At 38.5% G+C, this 20,338-nt stretch carries 10 protein-coding genes; 9 read left to right on the top strand and 1 reads right to left on the bottom strand.

Annotation, left to right across the window (positions count from 1 at the left end; genetic code table 11):
- Nucleotides 1-543: 543 nt before the first annotated feature.
- Nucleotides 544-1,755, top strand: coding sequence for an ATP-binding protein (locus tag ACRD64_RS21265; protein ID WP_430935859.1), 1,212 nt, complete (start codon nt 544-546; stop codon nt 1,753-1,755).
- A gap of 402 nt (nt 1,756-2,157) precedes the next feature.
- Here ACRD64_RS21265 and dnaK read toward each other — a convergent pair whose 3' ends face one another.
- Entirely contained in the window at nt 2,158-4,086 is a 1,929-nt protein-coding gene (dnaK, locus tag ACRD64_RS21260; protein WP_430935857.1) for a molecular chaperone DnaK, read from the bottom strand.
- Nucleotides 4,087-4,952: 866 nt separating this feature from the next.
- Between dnaK and ACRD64_RS21255 the strand changes: the two genes are divergently transcribed.
- From ACRD64_RS21255 to ACRD64_RS21220, 8 genes are all read left to right on the top strand, one after another.
- Nucleotides 4,953-6,521, top strand: a complete 1,569-nt coding sequence (locus tag ACRD64_RS21255) for a hypothetical protein (protein WP_430935855.1) — start codon at nt 4,953-4,955, stop codon at nt 6,519-6,521.
- A complete protein-coding gene (locus tag ACRD64_RS21250) occupies nt 6,511-7,926 on the top strand; it encodes a DUF5723 family protein (protein ID WP_430935853.1) in 1,416 nt (471 codons plus the stop codon). The genes ACRD64_RS21255 and ACRD64_RS21250 overlap by 11 nt, the downstream gene beginning before the upstream one ends.
- A 666-nt stretch (nt 7,927-8,592) precedes the next feature.
- A complete protein-coding gene (locus ACRD64_RS21245; RefSeq protein WP_430935851.1) occupies nt 8,593-11,010 on the top strand; it encodes a TonB-dependent receptor domain-containing protein in 2,418 nt (805 codons plus the stop codon).
- 366 nt (nt 11,011-11,376) lie between these two features.
- The gene (locus tag ACRD64_RS21240) at nt 11,377-11,802 is read left to right on the top strand and encodes a DUF6769 family protein (protein ID WP_430935849.1); all 426 of its coding nucleotides are present in this window, start codon (nt 11,377-11,379) and stop codon (nt 11,800-11,802) included.
- A 146-nt stretch (nt 11,803-11,948) separates the two neighbouring features.
- Entirely contained in the window at nt 11,949-13,490 is a 1,542-nt protein-coding gene (locus ACRD64_RS21235; protein ID WP_430935847.1) for an efflux RND transporter periplasmic adaptor subunit, read from the top strand.
- A gap of 38 nt (nt 13,491-13,528) precedes the next feature.
- Complete coding sequence (locus tag ACRD64_RS21230) at nt 13,529-16,630, top strand: efflux RND transporter permease subunit (protein WP_430935845.1); 3,102 nt, start codon at nt 13,529-13,531, stop codon at nt 16,628-16,630.
- Nucleotides 16,627-17,805, top strand: a complete 1,179-nt coding sequence (locus tag ACRD64_RS21225) for a TolC family protein (protein ID WP_430935843.1) — start codon at nt 16,627-16,629, stop codon at nt 17,803-17,805. The genes ACRD64_RS21230 and ACRD64_RS21225 overlap by 4 nt, the downstream gene beginning before the upstream one ends.
- Before the next feature lie 249 nt (nt 17,806-18,054).
- Nucleotides 18,055-20,028, top strand: a complete 1,974-nt coding sequence (locus ACRD64_RS21220) for a sulfatase-like hydrolase/transferase (protein WP_430935841.1) — start codon at nt 18,055-18,057, stop codon at nt 20,026-20,028.
- Nucleotides 20,029-20,338 lie beyond the last annotated feature (310 nt).

The raw sequence follows: 20,338 nt of genomic DNA, 5'->3' as shown, positions 1-20,338 counted from the left end.
AATCTTTAGCGTAGAATTTAAGGAGGAGAAGTACCCAAATAATTGGGTGCTTCTTTTTTTTTTATAAAATACTATTCTACAATTACCCTAGAAAATAGTTTTTCACAAACAAAAAACGCAGTAAATCAATGATTTACTGCGTTTTGCTAATTATTGGTTATTGTTAATAATCGCTATCTACTTTACCTCTTCAAAATTAACCGCTGCTTATTATCAGAGCTTTATAATTATATGAAACAAATATGGAACAAATGTACTCTTCTTTATAAGTTCCTCAATTATCAAAGAATTGAACCAATGTAGACTTAATAAGGGATAAAGTATTAATTCATTATTTTGACATCTATATTTTTAGAGTTGCGTAACTGTATACCATAAAAACAATTCCGCACAAAAGAGGGCAATCACAATTGAATCAATTAAAAAGATAACTGAATTATCTTATTAAAATATGATTAAATTTTACAGAAAAAGTTTAAAGTATAGTTTAAATAATGTATTATATATGCAAATAGTTAAGGTATACTTAAAACATTGTTTGCTGTGAATATTCCCAAAAATATCATTTCAAGAGAAGATTATATATCTAAAATTGATCCCTTCATAAATACTTCTTTAATAAAGGTGTTAACAGGACAAAGAAGGGTTGGTAAATCTTATCTTCTATTTCAGCTAATAAATCTTATTTCAAAAAGATATGATAACGCCAATATAATCTATATAAATCTGGAGGATTTGGCTTTTGATTTCATTAAAACCGCAAAGGATTTAAATAATTATGTGATTGAGCATCTATCATCATCAAATCCCAACTATTTGTTTGTAGATGAGATTCAGGACGTTGAAGATTTCGAAGCAGCCTTGCGCTCTTTAGCTCTGAATGAAAATATTGATATTTATATTACAGGAAGTAATGCCAAGATGCTTTCCGGAGAACTGGCAACTACTTTAAGTGGGAGATATATTGAGATTAGCGTCTATAGTTTGTCCTACCTTGAGTTTCTGAAGTTTCATTCACTAGATGATTCAGATGATAGTTTAGCATTGTTTATGAAGTATGGAGGACTTCCATACATAACCAACTTACCGCTTAATGACGATGTTATTTTTGAATATCTTAAAAATATATATAGTACTATTATATATCGAGATGTGGTGAGTCGGTTTAATCTGAGGAATACCCAGTTTCTTGAACGTTTGGTTATATTTTTAGCAGATAATGTAGGTAGTCTTTTTTCCGCAAAAAAAATTAGTGACTTTCTAAAATCGCAAAAAGTAAATATATCTTCTGTACAAATTCAGAATTATATCAAATATTTGTCGAGTGCGTTTATTATTTTACCAGCAAGGCGGTACGATATAGTAGGGAAACGAATCTTTGAGATAGGAGACAAATATTTCTTTGAAAATATTGGAATCAGAAATGCGATAGTGGGTTATAAAACCAATGATATTGCTAAGATTCTTGAAAATTTGGTATACAATCATCTGTTGTTTTGCGGTTATTCAGTAAAAGTAGGCGTGTTGAATGCGCAGGTGATTGATTTTGTTTGTGAAAGAAGCAATAATAAGAAATATGTACAGGTTTCATATCTACTAGAAAAGGAGGAAACGGTTAAGCGTGAGTTTGGGAACCTCTTGAAAATTGATGACAACCATCCTAAGGTGGTAGTTTCTATGGATAAATTGGCTGGAGATGGTTATGATGGGGTTGACCATATTTATATTAGGGATTTTCTAAGAACACGGTTTTAGTTATGTATATTTTTTTCATTCAATTATTCAGCATAGGTCACATTTCACACCCTTAAGCAACCGATCTGATATTTCTGGAAGATTTTCAAAAGGAATTGGAATAAATAATGAGCGGAAAAATAGGCCACATTGCTCACAAATCTTTGGTAATTTCAATTGACTTTTCGCCATGCTTTCGTCAGTTTTTAGCTTCGTTATATAAAATAAGCATCTATATGACCTAATAAGACTGTTTAACACGCACATTAACATCAATAACGTGCGTAACAAATATGGTACTTATGTATGACGGAAAATAATAAGAAACTATTTAAATAAATAATTTCTCACAAACAAAAAAACGCAGTAAATCAATGATTTACTGCGTTTTGCTAATTATTGATTATTGTTAATAATCGCTATTTATTTGACTTCTTCAAAATCTACATCAGTCACTTCGTCGTCGCCACTTTTAGCTTTGCTGCCTTGTGCTTGTTGTCCTCCATCAGGTCCTGGTTGAGCACCTCCTGGTTGAGCACCACCATCAGCTTGGCTAGCGTTGTACATCTCCTGCGAAGCAGCCTGGAATACTGTGTTCAACTCTGTAGTTGCAGCATCAATACCGGCCAAATCTTCAGCTTTGTGAGCAGTTTTTAATTTTTCAAGCGCAGCTTCAATGGGCGCCTTTTTGTCAGCAGGTAACTTATCACCAAACTCTTTTAATTGCTTTTCGGTTTGGAAGATAAGGCTGTCGGCCCCGTTCATCTTGTCAATCTTCTCTTTAGCTTGCTTGTCAGCCTCTGCATTGGCAGCGGCCTCGTCCTTCATACGCTTGATTTCGTCATCGCTCAAGCCGGAAGAAGCTTCGATACGGATGCTTTGCTCTTTACCGGTTGATTTATCTTTAGCTGTTACATGAAGAATACCATTTGCATCAATGTCAAAAGACACTTCGATTTGAGGTATCCCACGCTGTGCTGGTGGAATTCCGTCTAAGTGGAAACGACCAATTGTTTTGTTTTGGTTAGCCATCGGACGTTCGCCCTGTAAGACGTGAATCTCTACCGAAGGCTGGTTGTCAGCAGCTGTTGTAAATGTTTCCGATTTCTTGGTCGGTATAGTAGTGTTGGATTCGATCAGCTTGGTCATGACACCACCCATGGTTTCAATACCTAACGAAAGCGGCGTAACGTCCAATAACAATACATCCTTAACTTCACCGGTCAATACACCTCCCTGGATAGCGGCACCTACTGCTACAACTTCATCCGGGTTCACACCTTTGGAAGCTTCTTTCCCGAAGAAACTTTTCACAATTTCCTGGATTGCAGGGATACGGGTTGAACCACCCACCAGGATTACTTCGTCAATATCGGACGGAGACATTCCTGCATCAGATAACGCTTCCTTACATGGCGCCAAAGTAGCCTGTATTAATTTGTCGGCCAATTGCTCGAATTGAGCACGGCTTAATGTTTTCACCAAGTGCTTTGGAATACCGTCGACAGGCATAATATATGGCAGGTTGATTTCAGTTGAGTTGCTGCTCGAAAGCTCAATCTTCGCTTTTTCGGCTGCATCTTTCAAACGCTGGTGCGCCATTGGGTCTTTGCGTAAATCAATGCCTTCCTCTTTTAAAAATTCATCTGCCAACCAGTTAATGATCACATCGTCAAAGTCGTCGCCGCCCAGGTGAGTATCACCGTTGGTAGATTTTACTTCGAATACACCATCGCCTAACTCAAGAACGGAAATATCAAAAGTACCACCACCAAGGTCGAACACGGCGATCTTCATGTCCTTGTCCATCTTGTCAAGGCCATATGCCAAAGATGCAGCAGTGGGTTCATTGATGATACGTTTCACCGTTAAACCAGCTATTTCACCAGCTTCTTTGGTAGCTTGACGTTGTGCGTCGTTAAAGTAAGCAGGAACAGTAATTACCGCCTCGGTTACTTCTTGTCCAAGATAATCTTCGGCAGTCTTCTTCATTTTTTGAAGAATCATGGCGGAGATTTCCTGTGGGGAATATTTTCTATCTCCAATAACAACACGTGGGGTATTGTTATCGCCTTTGATTACTTTATATGGTACACGAGAAACTTCCTTAGGAATTTCGTCATAGTTGTCACCGATAAAACGCTTGATAGAATATACGGTGTGAGCAGGGTTTGTAATAGCCTGACGTTTTGCAGGATCACCTACTTTTCTCTCTCCTCCATCAATAAATGCAACAATTGATGGTGTGGTTCTTTTACCTTCGCTATTTGGAATTACAACCGGCTCGCTTCCTTCCATCACGGAAACACAAGAGTTGGTTGTACCTAAGTCGATTCCAATTATTTTTCCCATTTTTATTTAATTTATTATAAGATTTTTAAATTGTCTATGTGTGAACTCGATCAGCATTGTTTCAAATGCTGTGCCACGTGGCATTTATGTCAGTTTGATGAAATATTGACACGGGAAGAAAGAAATTCAATATAATCCTGTCATGTTTTTGTGACAAAAGTGCAGTATTCGGTCAACTGTTTCTGGTGGGCTTCGATTCCATAAAAAATATTTTGAAATCATGTTTTTATTACTGATAAGCGTGTTGCCCTTGTTTCGCTGACAAGGGATAAATTATCCCAAAATAGTCATTAGACATCATCTAAATGCCAACTCGATGATCAAATTCGAAACCTTACTTAAATACAGCCATGTAAGTTTTTCTGTGCTGATAGCAATCGGGACCGTTGGTGCCTGCTTACGCTAAGGAGTTTAAAATGCCTAATGCCAGATCCCAGATGATCGTTTGATTTAAGCGTTATAATTGTTCTAGACCCAAATAGCTGGCTGCACCGAACGATGTTTCAAAAATCATTTCTGTATCCGACAGCGACTAGACCTGATTTTTTATTACGTTTCCCAGAATCAAGTTCGGGAAAAACTCCCGAAATCCTTCGTAACAGATCGTTCCGGATTTATTTAGGTAGGTTATCCGGGACGGGACTATTCCCGCAATTATGCCGGACAGGTGCTGAATTTTATGCATTATTTCTATAAATTATGAATCGTTCAGGTTAGTATTAATATCGCTTTATTTTGTCAAAGGATGTTGTAAAGTATTGTCCAATAGTGTATATTGGGACATAAATAAACAATCCAACACATATATGATTTTACGCAAACGCAAGAAAAAAAGCATATTCCTTCTTATCACAATCTTGCTGGGGATGGGTGCATGCCAAAATTTGCTGGACGATTTAAATAGCGCCAAGGTTGATTTTGTAACCGACTTGGGGCTTCGTGTGGCGGATGTCAGCTTGTACATTGATGAAGTCATAAAGATTGACGTGGAACCAATGGTGCAAGGCATGCCAAAACCAGTGGTGGAACTGATGCCCGGTGAAGATGGCATTCTAAAAATGCGGATGACCCAAAAATACAATACCCTCCGTCTCGATTCCATGATAAATATAGCAGATTCGGTGTTTGCCGATTCTACGGGTTTTCCGGCTATATCCAATTTCTACGTTGAAGGGGATTTTGATTTTGGCTTCCAATTAAACACATTTTGGGGCGATGGATTCGATACCAAACAGTTGGATTCGTTAAAGCTCGATAACGGTATATTTAAACTGGAATTTAATACATACGATCAGTTTTACTCCGAATTTACTATCTCTTTCCCGGGTATTACGGACGAAAAAGGGGAGGTGCTGAAAGTAGAAAAATTTGTGCCCTCTCGCGAAAAGAATTCTATTGATCTGGATTTGTCCAACCATAAAATCCAGGTTTTAAAAAGAAGAAACCGTGAATACTTTCTGATACATTTCGATTTTTATATTGAAAGCCTGGAAGACTATACCGATGTTGATCCTAAAATAAAGTTCCAGATGGAAAAGGTTGACCTGGACTATATTTATGGCGCGTTCGGGTACGACACCATACCTAATATAGGGCCGCAGGAAATATCTATGCCGGGAAGCATTTTGCAAGATCAGGATATATCAATGGATTTTAAACGACCGGATATAAAATTGCACACGCGTAACAGTTTCGACCTGCCATTTGCATATAACATTAAAAAAGCTTTGATGGAACTGGACGACGGAAGTATTGAAGAGGTTACGGGGATTCCCGATGTGATTTATATAGGGACTTCCAATGCGGAAGGTGTTTCGGACGGTGCCGTGTCAACCATTACGATCGACCCTTCAACCAATATTGATGAGTTGTTGGGCAAGGGGGCTGAATGGCTCGATATAGAAGGTTTTTTGATCACCAACCCCAATAATCCCACCCAAAAAAATTACATACGGGACGAAGACTCGCTGGACATTACGTTGGATATAGATCTTCCATTTGAAGCAAGGATATCGGAAATTGTGATTAGAGACACTATCGTTAGCAAGGTGTTCGAACCATTGGAAGATTTGGGTTTTGATGCCCTAATGACTTCTATTAAAACGGATATTTCCAATAATTTCCCTTTTGTGTTGAATATTCAATCATATTTTTACGACCGCAACAACATGCTTATCGATAGCCTGTTTGATAATCCTGCTGAAATAAGGGGGTCCGATAACGCAAGTAATCCTGTGAAGACCACATTTTACTCAAGTAAAAACCAGGAGCAGATCGAAAAATTATATGATACCCGGAAAACGATTACCGTGGCCACTTTTAAAACGGCCAACGCCGAAGAAGAAAAAATCGTTGTTTTCCGTAACGAACACAAACTTGATATTAGTTTAACTATCTTAACCAGCCTTCATGTTCAGTCGGGTAATGAAAACTAAATTTCTTGGGATTGCCATATGGTTGCTAATATTAGGCACCAGTGGTTTGTGCCTGGCTTTAAACGCCCAGGACAGAACCTTGTATTTTATGGACATCCATCCACAGAAAAACATGGTGAATCCGGCCTTTCAAAATGATGCCTCAGTGCTTATTGTGGGATTGTCGGCAAGTTCATTCTTCGATAACTCCTCGCTCACCTTCAGCGATTTGTTGACCCGCAAAACCGTGGATGGGGTTTCGGAGGTATATTGGGATTTTGAGTCTATCGATAAAAAACTCAGAGATAAAAACTTTTTATATGTGGGTGGTAGTGTTTCTCCAATATTTGTGGGCTTAAAACTGAACGACAAATGGTATTTGAACTTCTCGGCATCCCTTAAAAACGACTCTTACCTTATGTACCCGGGCAGCATCAGTAAATTACGCTTTGGCAATGCCAACCTGGAAACCAACTCGCCCAGGACTATCGATTTGAACAACTATAATTTTAAAGAACAAAGCTATACCGAGTTTTCCTTTGGAGCTTCTAAAAAAGTAAACGATAAATTTACTTATGGCGCCCATATAAAGGCTTTGATGGGTTTGTCGTCCATTAAAACAAATCACTTTCTGGCTTCCATTGAAACAAGTGATGACTTTTCGGAGTCGATACTCAAGACCGATATCTCCATGAACACGTCGGGCACCTTGTTTGAGGCAGATAAGTTAAAAAGGGTGTTTAATACCCAAATACAGGTGGACGATTTTCTATACGGGAAAGAAGCGTTTGGATTTAAGAATTTTGGAGTGGCCTTGGATGTGGGCATCACTTATAGCCTAAGCGATAAAATGGATATTTATGCTTCGATGGTTGATTTGGGCTTTATTAAATGGGGTAAAAGTGCCCAGCAACTGATTTCAAATGACGAATTTAAATTTAGTGGAGCGTATTTTTCGCCATATATTGTCAACGAAGATGATTTTGATTTTGTGGACTATCTTAAGCAATATGCCGATACCTTATCCTCGACCGTAATTCCGGATTCGTACAGTAAAGATTATAGAACAAACCTGGTACCTAAAACCTATCTGGGCGCCTCGTATCGATATTCGGATAAACTTAGCTTTAACGGATTGTTTAATTCACATATTTACAAAAACGGGTATGTGGCCAAAGGTACACTTGGGGCAACATGGATGCCCATAAAGAGAATAGGCCTTACGGGAACGGTATCGTACAGTAATTTTTCGTTGTATAATTTTGGGTTCGGCTTTCAGTATAAAGCCAAAAGCATGCAGGTATATTTGGTGACCGATAACATTAATTCTTTGGATGTGTGGAACAGCAGAGGACTGAACCTGGCTTTTGGAGTCCACTTTCAGGTTTGGAAAGGGGAAGCAACTGCTTCAATGGTAGGGTATTGAATAAGCATTACCGAAACTGTTCCAAAGTTCTGTACTTTGGAACAGTTGGAGTTTGATTCGTGAAATTAGCTTAATTTTGTCCGAAAAATGATAGTCGGATTTATGACACTTGGAATTCCGTAGGATGAAAGTAAAATTTGATATACCGTTGATTCTTTAGAAATGTAATGGAAGAGATCATGCTAAAGAATCACATCTATGATTCCATAAACTTTAGTGCTGTTGCGGATGGTAGTAGTTTTGACTTTTGATTTCCGGAGAATAATTTATTTCAACACAAATAATCAAACAGGATTATTACTATATTCCCCGGGAGATTGACCAATGTGTTAAAATATTCCAGAAACAAGCATGGCTTTTATAACCGCATGCTTCAGCTATTTCAATACTCGAATTCGATGTGGTAGCTAATAACACCCGTGCTTTCACTATATGTCGATTGTTGATATACAGTAAGGGAAGTATATTGGGGCGATTGTTTGAATTTTATTGTAAAATGGCCAGATTACCAATGGGATAACTCGGCGAGAACGGATACCGTTGCTTTTTACTTCATTTATTTTGAAAATCGCTTACGATTTGTCCGGCCATTGCTGTGGCCAAGGATAAAAACCAAACAGTGAATAAAATATTACATTTGTCACCTAATTTTTTTTTAGATATAATATGAAGAGAAATATGCTGCTTTTTGCAATAATCCTTATTGCAGGTTTCAAGATTTATGCACAATCAAGCGCTACCATATCAGGGCAAATCCTTGACAAAGAAACAAAAGAAGTGATTCCATTTGCAACAGTTGCTATTCTATCCAATGAAAATATTAAAAATGCATCCATGAGCAAAGAAGACGGATGTTTTACGGTAAATGGCTTAATGTCTGGAAAATATAAAATACAAGTTTCATATCTGGGTTATAATACCTATCAATCTGATATTTTAATAGGGACACTAAATCAGTTCTATGATATTGGCAAGGTAGAACTAGAAGTCAATACAACTCAACTGGACGAAGTGACTATTAGCGGTGAAAGAAGCGAGATAAATGGTGGATTGGATAAAAAGTCGTACAGTATGAACAGTAATATGGCACAATCGGGAGGTTCAGTTATGGATGCGATGAAGGCGATGCCAAGTGTTTCGTTCGACCAGGAGGGAAAGGTAATTTTAAGAGGTAGCGACAAGGTAATTATTTTAATAGACGGGAAACAATCGAGCCTGACAGGATATGGCAATCAAAAAGGATTGGACAATATTCCAGCTTCCAATGTAGAAAGGATTGAGATAATTAATAACCCGTCGGCAAAATACGATGCAGCAGGCATGGCTGGTATAATTAACATCGTATACAAAAAGGAAAAGCAAAACGGTTTACACGGAAGTATTGGTTTTGCGTACGGATTAGGAGCACTTACTAAACCTAAGGCAGATTTACCAACGGATTTGGGTAGTTTTTCTCCTACCCCAAAATATATTCCCAGTCTTGATTTAAACTACAAAGCAAAAAAACTTAGTGTTTTTATACAATCGGAGGTGCTTCATCAGAAGAAATTACCCAATAATGAATTTACGACACGGTATTACGACGATGGAAGAATTATAGCCTCGCAGGTTCCTGAAAACAGAAAACAAACGCACTACATCGTTAAAGGCGGCATAGACTATCAGTTTAACGAGCAAAATATTTTATCGCTTTCAGGAATCTACGATTGGGAATCACATGTCGATTCAGCCCAAGTTCCCTATATCGATTTAATGACGGATACCAGAAACCGCTATATAAACTGGAATGAAGAAGAAATAACAGGCTACATGAATTACCTGTTAAACTATACGCATAAATTCAAACAAACCGGACACGAACTTCATGCACATGCTCAGTATTCAAAAGGTTGGGAAGACGAAACCTATTATGTAAACGACAGCTCTTCTATTAGACCAAATGGCAGAGATATTACCAGTGTTTTAGGTACAGAGCATACAACAAGCCTGAATGTTGATTATACCAAACCCTTATCGGCCGGGCGTGTTGAAAGTGGGGCAAAAGTTCAGATAAGGAACCTGCCTGTAGATTACGAACAAGAAAGGGGTGAAAACTCCATTTTATATCCCGGATTGGGGAGTTGGACAAAATGGGGCGAGTCTATATATGCCGGATACATCAACTGGGTACACGAGAAAATAAAATATTCGGTAGAAGCCGGAATAAGGGCTGAGTACACCTCCGTCTTTTATGATATGGATGAGGAAAACATTTATTACACCCAGAATGATAAATACGATTACTTTAAACTTTTCCCCAACATACGATTAAGCTATAAACTTAATGAAAACAATAGAATTTCGATTTTCTTTAATCAGCGAATTGACCGTCCGGGCGAACCGGAACTGCGTATGTATGCTAAATCAGACGACCATGAATTGGTCAAAGTAGGCAATCCATACTTACGACCTCAGTATACACAATCAGCAGAAATCGGTTATAAAACAAATTGGAAGAAAGGTTCCTTGTTCCTTTCGGGTTATTACAGGTTCATTACCGACCCATATATGAGGGTTTACACAGTGGACACGAGCAGACCCGAATATGATGTGATTCTAAAAAGCTACGCTAATACAGGAGAATCAGCGAATTTGGGATTTGAATTAGTTTTTAGTCAGAAAATTTCGGACTTCTACGAATTGTCAGGGAATTTTAATAGGTATCAAAACAAAATACAAGCCTACACAGGAACTCTTTTATTCCCTTATGAACACGCTTTTAATGTAGAACAGACCACTGATAATACTTGGGATTTTAAAATTATTAATACCATTACTTTACCAAAAGAATTTCAATTTCAGTTAACGGCATTGTATTTAGCCCCTAAAAACATTCCACAAGGAAAACAATTGTCCCGAAGTTCAATTGATATTGGTATGAACAAGAAACTGTGGCAAGGAAAAGGTGAATTATCTTATGCATTTACTGATATTCTTAATCAATTCGGTCTTCAGCAGGAAATAGATGGGGAAGGATTTACGGCAGATTATGAGAATTATTATGAAACTCAAATTATGCGGATAGGTTTAAAGTATAAATTCTAAATCCCAGCCCCTAACATTTGGTATATTGGAATGGCAGGGAAAGTGCTAAATATCAAGGCTTGTAACCCGCTCAAGCTGTGTAGCGGTTTGACAGGAAAGTTCTACGCAATCTGTCACTACTCATACAATCTAGTGTTGGTGTGCCACAAAGCTGTGGTAATCCGGTAGGTGTAAACCCTACCTAAATAATTGTTTAAAGATCATTGCTCCGTTCGGCATAATTCAAGCAAGCTTGATTCTGCTCTCTTTCTTATCGCAATAAGTTTGCAAAAGAGCTGTTTTTTTGCCGTCACGCAACCCACCATTTATCCGTACTATTGCAAAACTTTTTTGTAAATTTGTAACTTAAAGTAAAGTACAGGATAAATGATGAGAAATAAAACAGCATTCATATTTGTATTGTTAGCCAACCTGGTTTTGTGGGTTCATGCTGTTATTCCTCACCATCATCATGTTGACAATACTATTGCACTCATCGTTGATTGTACTCATCAAGAAGGTCATAACCATATTGAATGTTCGCCTATCTGTTGCGAAGAGGGTGAATCCTCCGAAACTACAGCTTGCAGTTTAGGTCAGGCCATTTTAATTCCAGGGAATTCGGTAAGTAATAACGAATTGTCGGGTGAGGTGGTTTCTTTAATTTCCCTTTTCTTTACGTTCGGTGATTTTAGATTTTCCTTACACCGTAATTTCTTCACCAATCCTGTATATGGTATAGCAGAAAGCATTCCATTGTATTCAAGGTTATTGGTTTCTTCACAAGGTCTGAGAGCACCTCCTGTTTGTTAAAAGTCAATTTGTTTTTTTCAGAATGTTTTAAGCCTTTTTACCTGATTGGCTTGTAAAAACATATGCTGTTATTTGGCGGATAATGCCGAAAGGTTTTGCTATTCGCAAAATATGAATTCGATTTTTAAATTATATACAACGGAAAAATGAAGCTGAAAATATTAGCTATTGCATTGCTGAGTTTAATTTATGTAGCATGTAATCAAAGTAATAGCCACGAAGGGCATGACCATGAAGCACACAATCATTCTAATGAAGAAGGACACGATGAAAACGAAGAAGTAAAATTTCAATATACTGCATATGGTAAAAGCTTTGAATTATTTGCAGAAGCCGATGCCTTTATTGCCGGAAAGAAAGCCAATGTGCTTTCGCACTTCTCTGTTTTACCCGACTTTAAAGCGGTTGAGAAAGGCAGTATCACCATTATTCTTTTGGTAAATGGCAAAGAAACAAAACAGACCCTTGACAAACCCACCCGTAAAGGGATTTATAGCTTCGATATTGAACCCAATACAATGGGAACCGGAGCACTTATATTTAAAATTAAAACAGAAACAGGATATTCAGAAATAACAGTTCCACAAGTAACTGTTTTTGCTGGTGAAAGAGAAGCTCATGACGCTTCTGAAATGAATGCTGTTTCGCCTACCAACACGATTGCATTTACAAAAGAACAATCTTGGAAAATAGATTTTGCCACAGAGCTTCCAATAGTAACCGCATTCGGACAGGTAATTAAAACAGTTGCCAAAATTGAACCTGCCAGAGGGGAAGAATCGGTACTTACAGCAAAAGCTGCCGGGATAGTTGTTTTTTCGGATAACAGCTTGCTTGAAGGTAAGAATATAACACAGGGACAAACGCTGCTAACGTTATCATCAGGGGCATTAGCTGAAAAAAATATCGCTGTACGTCTTGCAGGAGCAAAAAGCAATTACGAAACGGCTAAAGCAAACTATGCACGGGTATCGGACTTGGTGAAAGATAAATTGATAACTGAATCAGAATTTCTTGAAGCTAAAAAGGAGTTTGAAACAACAGAAGCAATTTATAATAATCTTATGAGGAATTTCAGTTCGGAAGGCCAATTCGTTAAAAGCCATTTGAACGGCTACGTTAAAAATATCTATGTGGCAAATGGTCAATATGTCGAAGAAGGGCAAGCGCTTGTGTCCCTATCTCAAAATAAAAACCTGATTTTAACCGCTCAGGTACAACAGAAGTATCTGGAGTATTTGCCTTCTGTTGTTTCTGCCAATATTAAAACCTTGCACAACAATAAGACTTACACTTTTGATGAATTAAATGGAAAGGTGCTGTCTTATGGTAAATCGGCATCCAACAATTCTTTTATGATTCCTGTACATCTGCAAATTGCCAATAAAGCAGGTTTTGCCCCCGGAACACTGACAGAAGTATATTTAAAAACGGTAACCAATACCAAAGCCATGACAATTCCCAATAGCGCAATTTTGGAAGAACAAGGTGTTTTCTATGTTTTTGTGCAGCGCAGCCCTGAATTATTCGAGTTGCGTGAAGTAAAACTTGGCGGAACAGATGGAATTAGATCCGAAGTGATTTCCGAAATAAGAGCCACTGAAAGAATAGTAACGCGTGGCGCAATGCAAATAAAGCTGGCTCAGGCATCTTCTGTACTTGACCCTCATGCAGGTCACGTACATTAAAACAATGCTTTCCATTTTAATCATTATAAGAGTAAACAATGATAAATAATATTATAAGATTTTCACTGAATAATAAGTTTCTGATTCTTTTGGGTTCGGTGGTACTTGTGGTTTTCGGATTACGGACAGCAACCAATATGGATATCGATGTTTTTCCCGATTTAACCGCGCCTACCGTAATTGTAATGACCGATGCCCATGGTATGGCTCCGGAGGAAGTGGAACGATTGGTTACCTACCCCATTGAAACAGCTGTGAATGGAGCTATGGATGTAAGACGTGTTCGTTCAACGTCTGCCCTGGGCTTTTCTTTCGTTTGGGTCGATTTTGATTGGGGAACTGATGTGTATAAAGCACGACAGGTGGTGAGCGAAAAACTAATGACCATTCAGGAAGTTATCCCTGAAAATGTGGCAAAGCCAATACTTGCTCCCCAATCGAGTGTCATGGGAGAAATTCTCTTTTTGAGTTTGCAAGCGGATTCTACAGACCTTACTACACTACGTACCATTGCCGAATGGAATTTACAACCGCAAATTCTTGCTACAGGTGGAGTTTCACAGGTTACCATAGTAGGTGGAGACTATAAACAATACCAGGTTCTTGCCGACCCAATGAAAATGAACTATTACGATGTATCTGTTCAGGAGCTGGCCGATGCCTGTAAAGAAATGAGCCAAAATTCTTCGGGGAAAATAGTACGTGAATATGGCAATGAATATGTTGTAAGAGGAATGGCCCGCACCTCGAAAATTGATGATTTAGGGAATACGTATATTAAGTCGGTTAACGGAAATCCCGTTCGAGTTAATGATGTTGCAGAAGTTAAACTGGGAAGTGCTGTTAAAATGGGATATGCTGCCCACAACGCAAAACCTGCCATCATAATATCTGTATCTAAACAGCCCAACACCAATACTTTGGCGGTAACAGAAAACATTGAAAAAAAGATTGAATCCATAAAAGCAACACTTCCGCCCGATGTAACTGTAAATACTAAGATTTTCCGTCAGGCCGATTTTATTGAAACATCGGTAAACAATGTTCAAAAAGCCTTGCTGGAAGGAGCTGCACTAGTGATTATTATTTTATTCCTGTTTTTGGGGAGTTTTCGAACCACCATTATTTCACTATTAGCAATTCCTTTGTCGTTATTAGGTTCTGTAATTGTATTACAGCTTTTAGGTCTCAACATTAATACGATGAGCCTTGGAGGTATGGCTATTGCTATCGGTTCATTGGTTGACGATGCCATTATTGATGTTGAGAACGTGTATAAACGTTTAAAGCAGAATTTTAAAATACCGCCCGGCGACAGGCAAAATTCGTTTACGGTGGTTTACGAAGCCTCAAAAGAAATAAGGGCATCTATTTTAAATGCAACACTAATTATTATAGTTGCCTTTATGCCCCTGTTCTTTCTGTCAGGAATGGAGGGGAGAATGCTTAAACCTTTGGGTATAGCATATATCGTATCTCTTTTTATGTCCTTGCTAATTGCCATGACTTTAACGCCACTACTGGCTAAAATGATGCTGTCAGGAGATAAATACTTATCGGGAAGAGATAAGGATAGTTGGCTGGCAGGGAAATTGGCTAAGGGATATGAGAAATCGTTAAAATGGGTGCTTGGTCATAAAAAATGGGTTGTGTTTCCGGTTATGGGATTGTTTATTATTTCCCTTGTCATGTTCTCGCGATTGGGAAGAACCTTTCTGCCTGAGTTTAACGAGGGAGCTTTAACCCTTTCTGTTGTGATAAAACCGGGAACCTCACTTGAAGAGAGCAACCGTGTGGGAAACCTTGTAGAAAATGAAATGCTTTCAATTCCTCATGTTACAAGTACCGCAAGACGGACAGGACGGGGCGAACTGGATACCCACTCCCAAAGTACAAATAGTGCCGAGATAGATGTTAACTTTTCACTAAAAGAAAGGGAACTAGAAGATTTTTTAAGAGAAGTAAGGGCTAAATTATCTTCCATTCCCGGCATAGCATATACCGTGGGCCAGCCTTTGGGACACCGTATCGACCACATGCTTTCGGGTACGCGTGCCAACATTGCTATTAAATTGTTCGGAACCGATTTAAACCGCATGTTCACTATCGGAAACCAAATTAAATCCGCCATTATTGATATTGAAGGTCTGGTTGACGTTAGCGTGGAACAACAGGTTGAGATTCCTCAGATTCAAATTCGTGCAAACCGCAATATGCTTTCATTTTATGGAATAAGCATACATGAGTTTAACGAGTTTATTGACATAGCGCTTGGAGGAGAAAAGGTGGCTGATATTTACGAGGGCCAAAAGACGTTTGATTTAATATTGCGATTTAGTACCGATTATACCGACAAAATATCTGGTATTATGGATGCCTTGATTGATACATATGATGGTCGTAAAATTCCATTGAGTGAGGTTGCTGAAATTGTTTCGGCTACCGGCCCAAACTCCATTAGCAGGGAAAATGTTCAGCGCAAGCTGGTTATTTCTGCCAACGTTGCCGAAAGGGATTTACGAGGTGTTGTTGAAGATATTCAGAATAATATAAACAACAATATTAAGCTTCCTGAAAATTACTATATCCAGTACGGAGGTCAGTTTGAAAGTGAGCAAAAAGCATCTCGTATGCTTATGTTGACTTCCATAGCTGCCATATTTATCATTTTTATGTTGCTTTATCAGGAGTTTAAAAACTTCAACCTGGCAGCAATTATTCTGCTAAACTTACCGCTTGCTCTTATCGGAGGGATTATAGCCGTGGTAATTACTTCCGGTATGTTAAGCATCCCTGCAATAATCGGGTTTATAACCTTGTTCGGTATTGCTACCCGAAACGGAATTTTACTGGTTTCCCGTTACCAACATTTACAGCAAGAGGGAGAACGGCTGTATGAAACATTGATACATGGCTCTAAAGACAGGTTATTACCAATCCTAATGACGGCGCTTACCGCTGCGTTGGCTCTTATTCCATTGGCCATGAATGGCGATAAGCCCGGTAACGAAATTCAAAGCCCGATGGCACAGGTTATTTTAGGAGGCCTGCTTACATCAACCATCCTGAATATTTATATCGTACCAATGGTTTACCAGTTCTTCAACAACAAAGGATTAATTAAAAACGAATCGAAATGAGTAAAATATATATAACATTAATATTCATTCTTTCGGTTTCCACCGCCTTTTCCCAAGCCGGCATAGATTCGGTTTTGGCTGAAATCGAAAAGAACAATACAACCTTGGCAGCATATCGTAAAAATGCCGATGCCGATAAAATAGGTAATAAGACAAGCCTATTACCCGAAAATCCGGAAGTGGGATTTAACTATTTATGGGGTAACCCTGACCAGATTGGTAACAGAACCGACTTATCGGTCACGCAATCATTCGATTTTCCGACAGCTTATATGTATAAATCGCAGCTTGCCAACCTGAAAAACGAACAGGTTGAAATGGAATATAAAAGGCAACGGTATGATGTTTTGCTTGGCGCAAAAGTTCTTTGCACAGAGCTTACTTATTTAAACGCTTTGTATGCTGAATATCAAAAACGCTTTAACAATGATTTAAAAAATGCGAATGCCTTCAAAAAGAAAATGGAAGTTGGTGATGCTACTATTCTTGAATATAACAAGTCTCAAATAAGCCTGTTAAATACAGAAAAACAATTGGAACAAATCAAAATTGAGCGTGATGCCGCATTACAACAGCTAGCATGGTTAAATGGAGGTAATACGCTTGATTATAGCGATAGTGTTTTTGTGGCAGATATTATTGAACCTGATTTTGAAAAGTGGTACACACAGGCTGCAAGCTATAATCCAATGCTTAATTGGCTAAAACAGGAAATAGCCATCTCTTTGAAAGAAAAGCAACTACGGGTAGCACAAAATTTACCGAAAATAAATACAGGTTACATGAGCGAAAAAGTAGTGGGTGAGCAATTTCATGGGGTAACACTTGGTCTTTCAATACCTCTGTGGGGAAATAAAAACACGGTAAAATATGCCAGGTTAAAAACCGAGGCAGTGAACAGCATGGAAACTGATGCCAAAGTTCAGTTTTATAACGAAATGAAAACTTTACATGGCAAGGCAACGGCTTTACAAAATAGTATAACCGATTTTAAACAACGCATTTCGGCCAATAACATTCTGGATTTGTTAGAAAAAGGGATGCAAAAGGGTGAGATTTCTATTTCTGAATATTATTATGAATTAATGTTTTTTTACGCCAATAAGGAAGAGCTATTAAGCATGGAGAAAGAACTAAATATCACTTTGGCTAAACTAAATAAATATAGCTTATAGAAAAGTGCGGAATGGGTTCCTGCTTTTCTTTTCTGTCTATTGTTTTGTGCGTTATGCGTAACGAAACAGATAAATCATTGCTACTATGAAAAATAAAACTTCACGTACGGTTTGATGCAGGGGGCGCTGTTAGTTTATTTATAATTGTTACTTTTAGTCACAGTAATTCGAGTAGGCTATCGGGCTCTGTTCTGCACCTTCATGATAACCCGCAGGGAAACCTACAATGAAATCTTATAAATTATTAAAATGAAAAACTATTCCTTATTTGTCACGTTTTCTTTTTTGCTTTTACAAATCGCTGGGCCAATTTACAGTCAGGAAAAACCAAATATTATACTCATTTTTCCCGATAATCTGGGAGTTGGCGAGGTTAGCTCTTTCGGAGGAGCTAGAGGCGTACCCACACCCAATATAGATGGCATTGGGGAAGAAGGCATTCGATTAACTAACTTTAATGTCGAGTATTCCTGTACACCTTCTCGAATTGCATTGCTTACCGGCCGATATGCCACTCGGGCCTGCGATAAATATTACAAAGGGGCCACGCTTTGGGAAAACACAATAGCAGAACGTTTAAAATCTGTTGGGTATGCCACTGCCCTTTATGGCAAATGGCATATTGGGGGTGATGATTGGAGAGGTAAACGGGAGCCTACACAACAAGGCTTTGATGAGTGGTATGGTATTCCGGGCACTACACATGTATCGCAATTTTCTTCGATGGAAGGATTTCCAAAAAACCATGAAGTTAGCTATATATGGAAGGGGAAAGCAGGTTCTAAATCGGAAAAGGTAAAACCGTTTGATTTATTGGCAAGACGTACTATTGATCGTGAAACAGCTGAGCTTGGAGTCCGTTTTATTCAAAAAAACGCAAAAAATAAAAAACCTTTTTTCTTGTATTACCCCATGACTCAACTTCATTTTCCGTCGCTGCCCCATCCTGATAAGGAAGGCACTACCGGTGCGGGTGACATGGGAGATTCTATGGCCGATGTTGACTACAATGTTGGTTTAATCTTAAAAGAACTGGAAAGATTGGATATTGAAAATAATACGCTTGTGATATGGTGTACCGACAATGGTGCCGAAATGAGGAGGCCGTGGAGAGGGTCTTCAGGCCCGTGGAGAGGTTATTACAATTCGGCCATGGAAGGTGGCATTAGAACACCTGCCGTTATTCGCTGGCCAAAGAGGATAAAGGCCGGTCAGATTTCCAACGAAATTGTGCATGTGGTAGACCTGTTTACTACGATTATGGCGGCCGCTGACGTGCCTACTACAGACACTAATGATCGAATTGTTGATGGTGTAAACCAACTGCCGTTTTTGGAAGGTATTCAACACAATTCAAATCGTGAAAGTGCCATTATTATGAATCAAAGAGGCGAAGTAATGGCAGTAAAATGGCATGATTGGAAGTTGTGGTACAATTTTAAAACCGAAATACCTGACCCGGACCCCGATAATTTGGTACGGCTATTCGATCTTAGAGTAGATCCACAAGAAGAAATAGATGTAAAAGACTACTATCCCTGGGTCATCGGTGTCATGGATTCCATTGTGAATGAATATGAATTATCTCTCGTGCAATATCCCAGAGTGTCTGCCAGTGCCAATGAAGCCGATCCATACTTACCTCCAAAAGTTGGCTCTGGAAGTTTAATTCCTACCTATACACGTTCTGATAGAGATACCGTTGATAGTACCTTTACGGCATTGCCCAATCCTGACTTTACCGGTAGTTGGTCTACTGCCGAATTGCATACTGTTTCAGTAATAAATAGAATTGAAAAACCTGAAGTGCCTGCTTTGGGAAGTGGTTGGGGCGATGAAATTTCAATTATCCATCAAGCGGATCAACTGGAAATTGAACGCGTGATATTTATTCCGAGAGAGATACAACCGTTAATAAAGTACCGATATATGCTTGATGGCTCCACTACCGAAAATAATAATACGATGGGACGTAGTATGAGGCCCACTATTTCAAAAACAAGATGGCAGGAAAATAGATTAGTGATAACAACCTTGATTCCTTATCAACATCCAAAAACCGGTAAGTGGATTGAATCTAAAATGACACAGACTATGTGGTTGGAAGCCCCAACAATATCACCTTGGGAGCCTACATTGATTGTGGAAACCATGAGAGATTCTGGAGTAAATAATAAGCCGGTTACCAATAGAACATTTTATGTGAGAGGATATCGAAAATGAGTTTCAACACTTATATGGCACTATCGGGAAGGTTGGTGTATTAAAGTAAAACCTTTTGATATAACGAAGGGTCAACAATCTGGAATAAAGCATAAATGTCAGCTTGGATTTAGGCGGTTCACAGGAGGTTTGAGCACCGCCAAAATTTTCATTTATGTTTCGAAAGAAGTAAGTTTAAACAAAATAAAAAATTTGGCTCTGTAGTGTTTTTGATGGTTTGGTTTTTCAAATCACTCTTGACTTCCGCATTGGGACACCCTAAAAATATTTTAAGATAATTTCATAAAGTTCTTCTTGTTCAGTGTCCATT

It is taken from the genome of Saccharicrinis sp. 156, assembly GCF_050589685.1.
Taxonomy (GTDB): Bacteria; Bacteroidota; Bacteroidia; order Bacteroidales; family Marinilabiliaceae; genus Saccharicrinis.
Note: the sequence above shows the minus strand (reverse complement) of the source record. Positions and strands in the feature narration are given on the sequence as shown.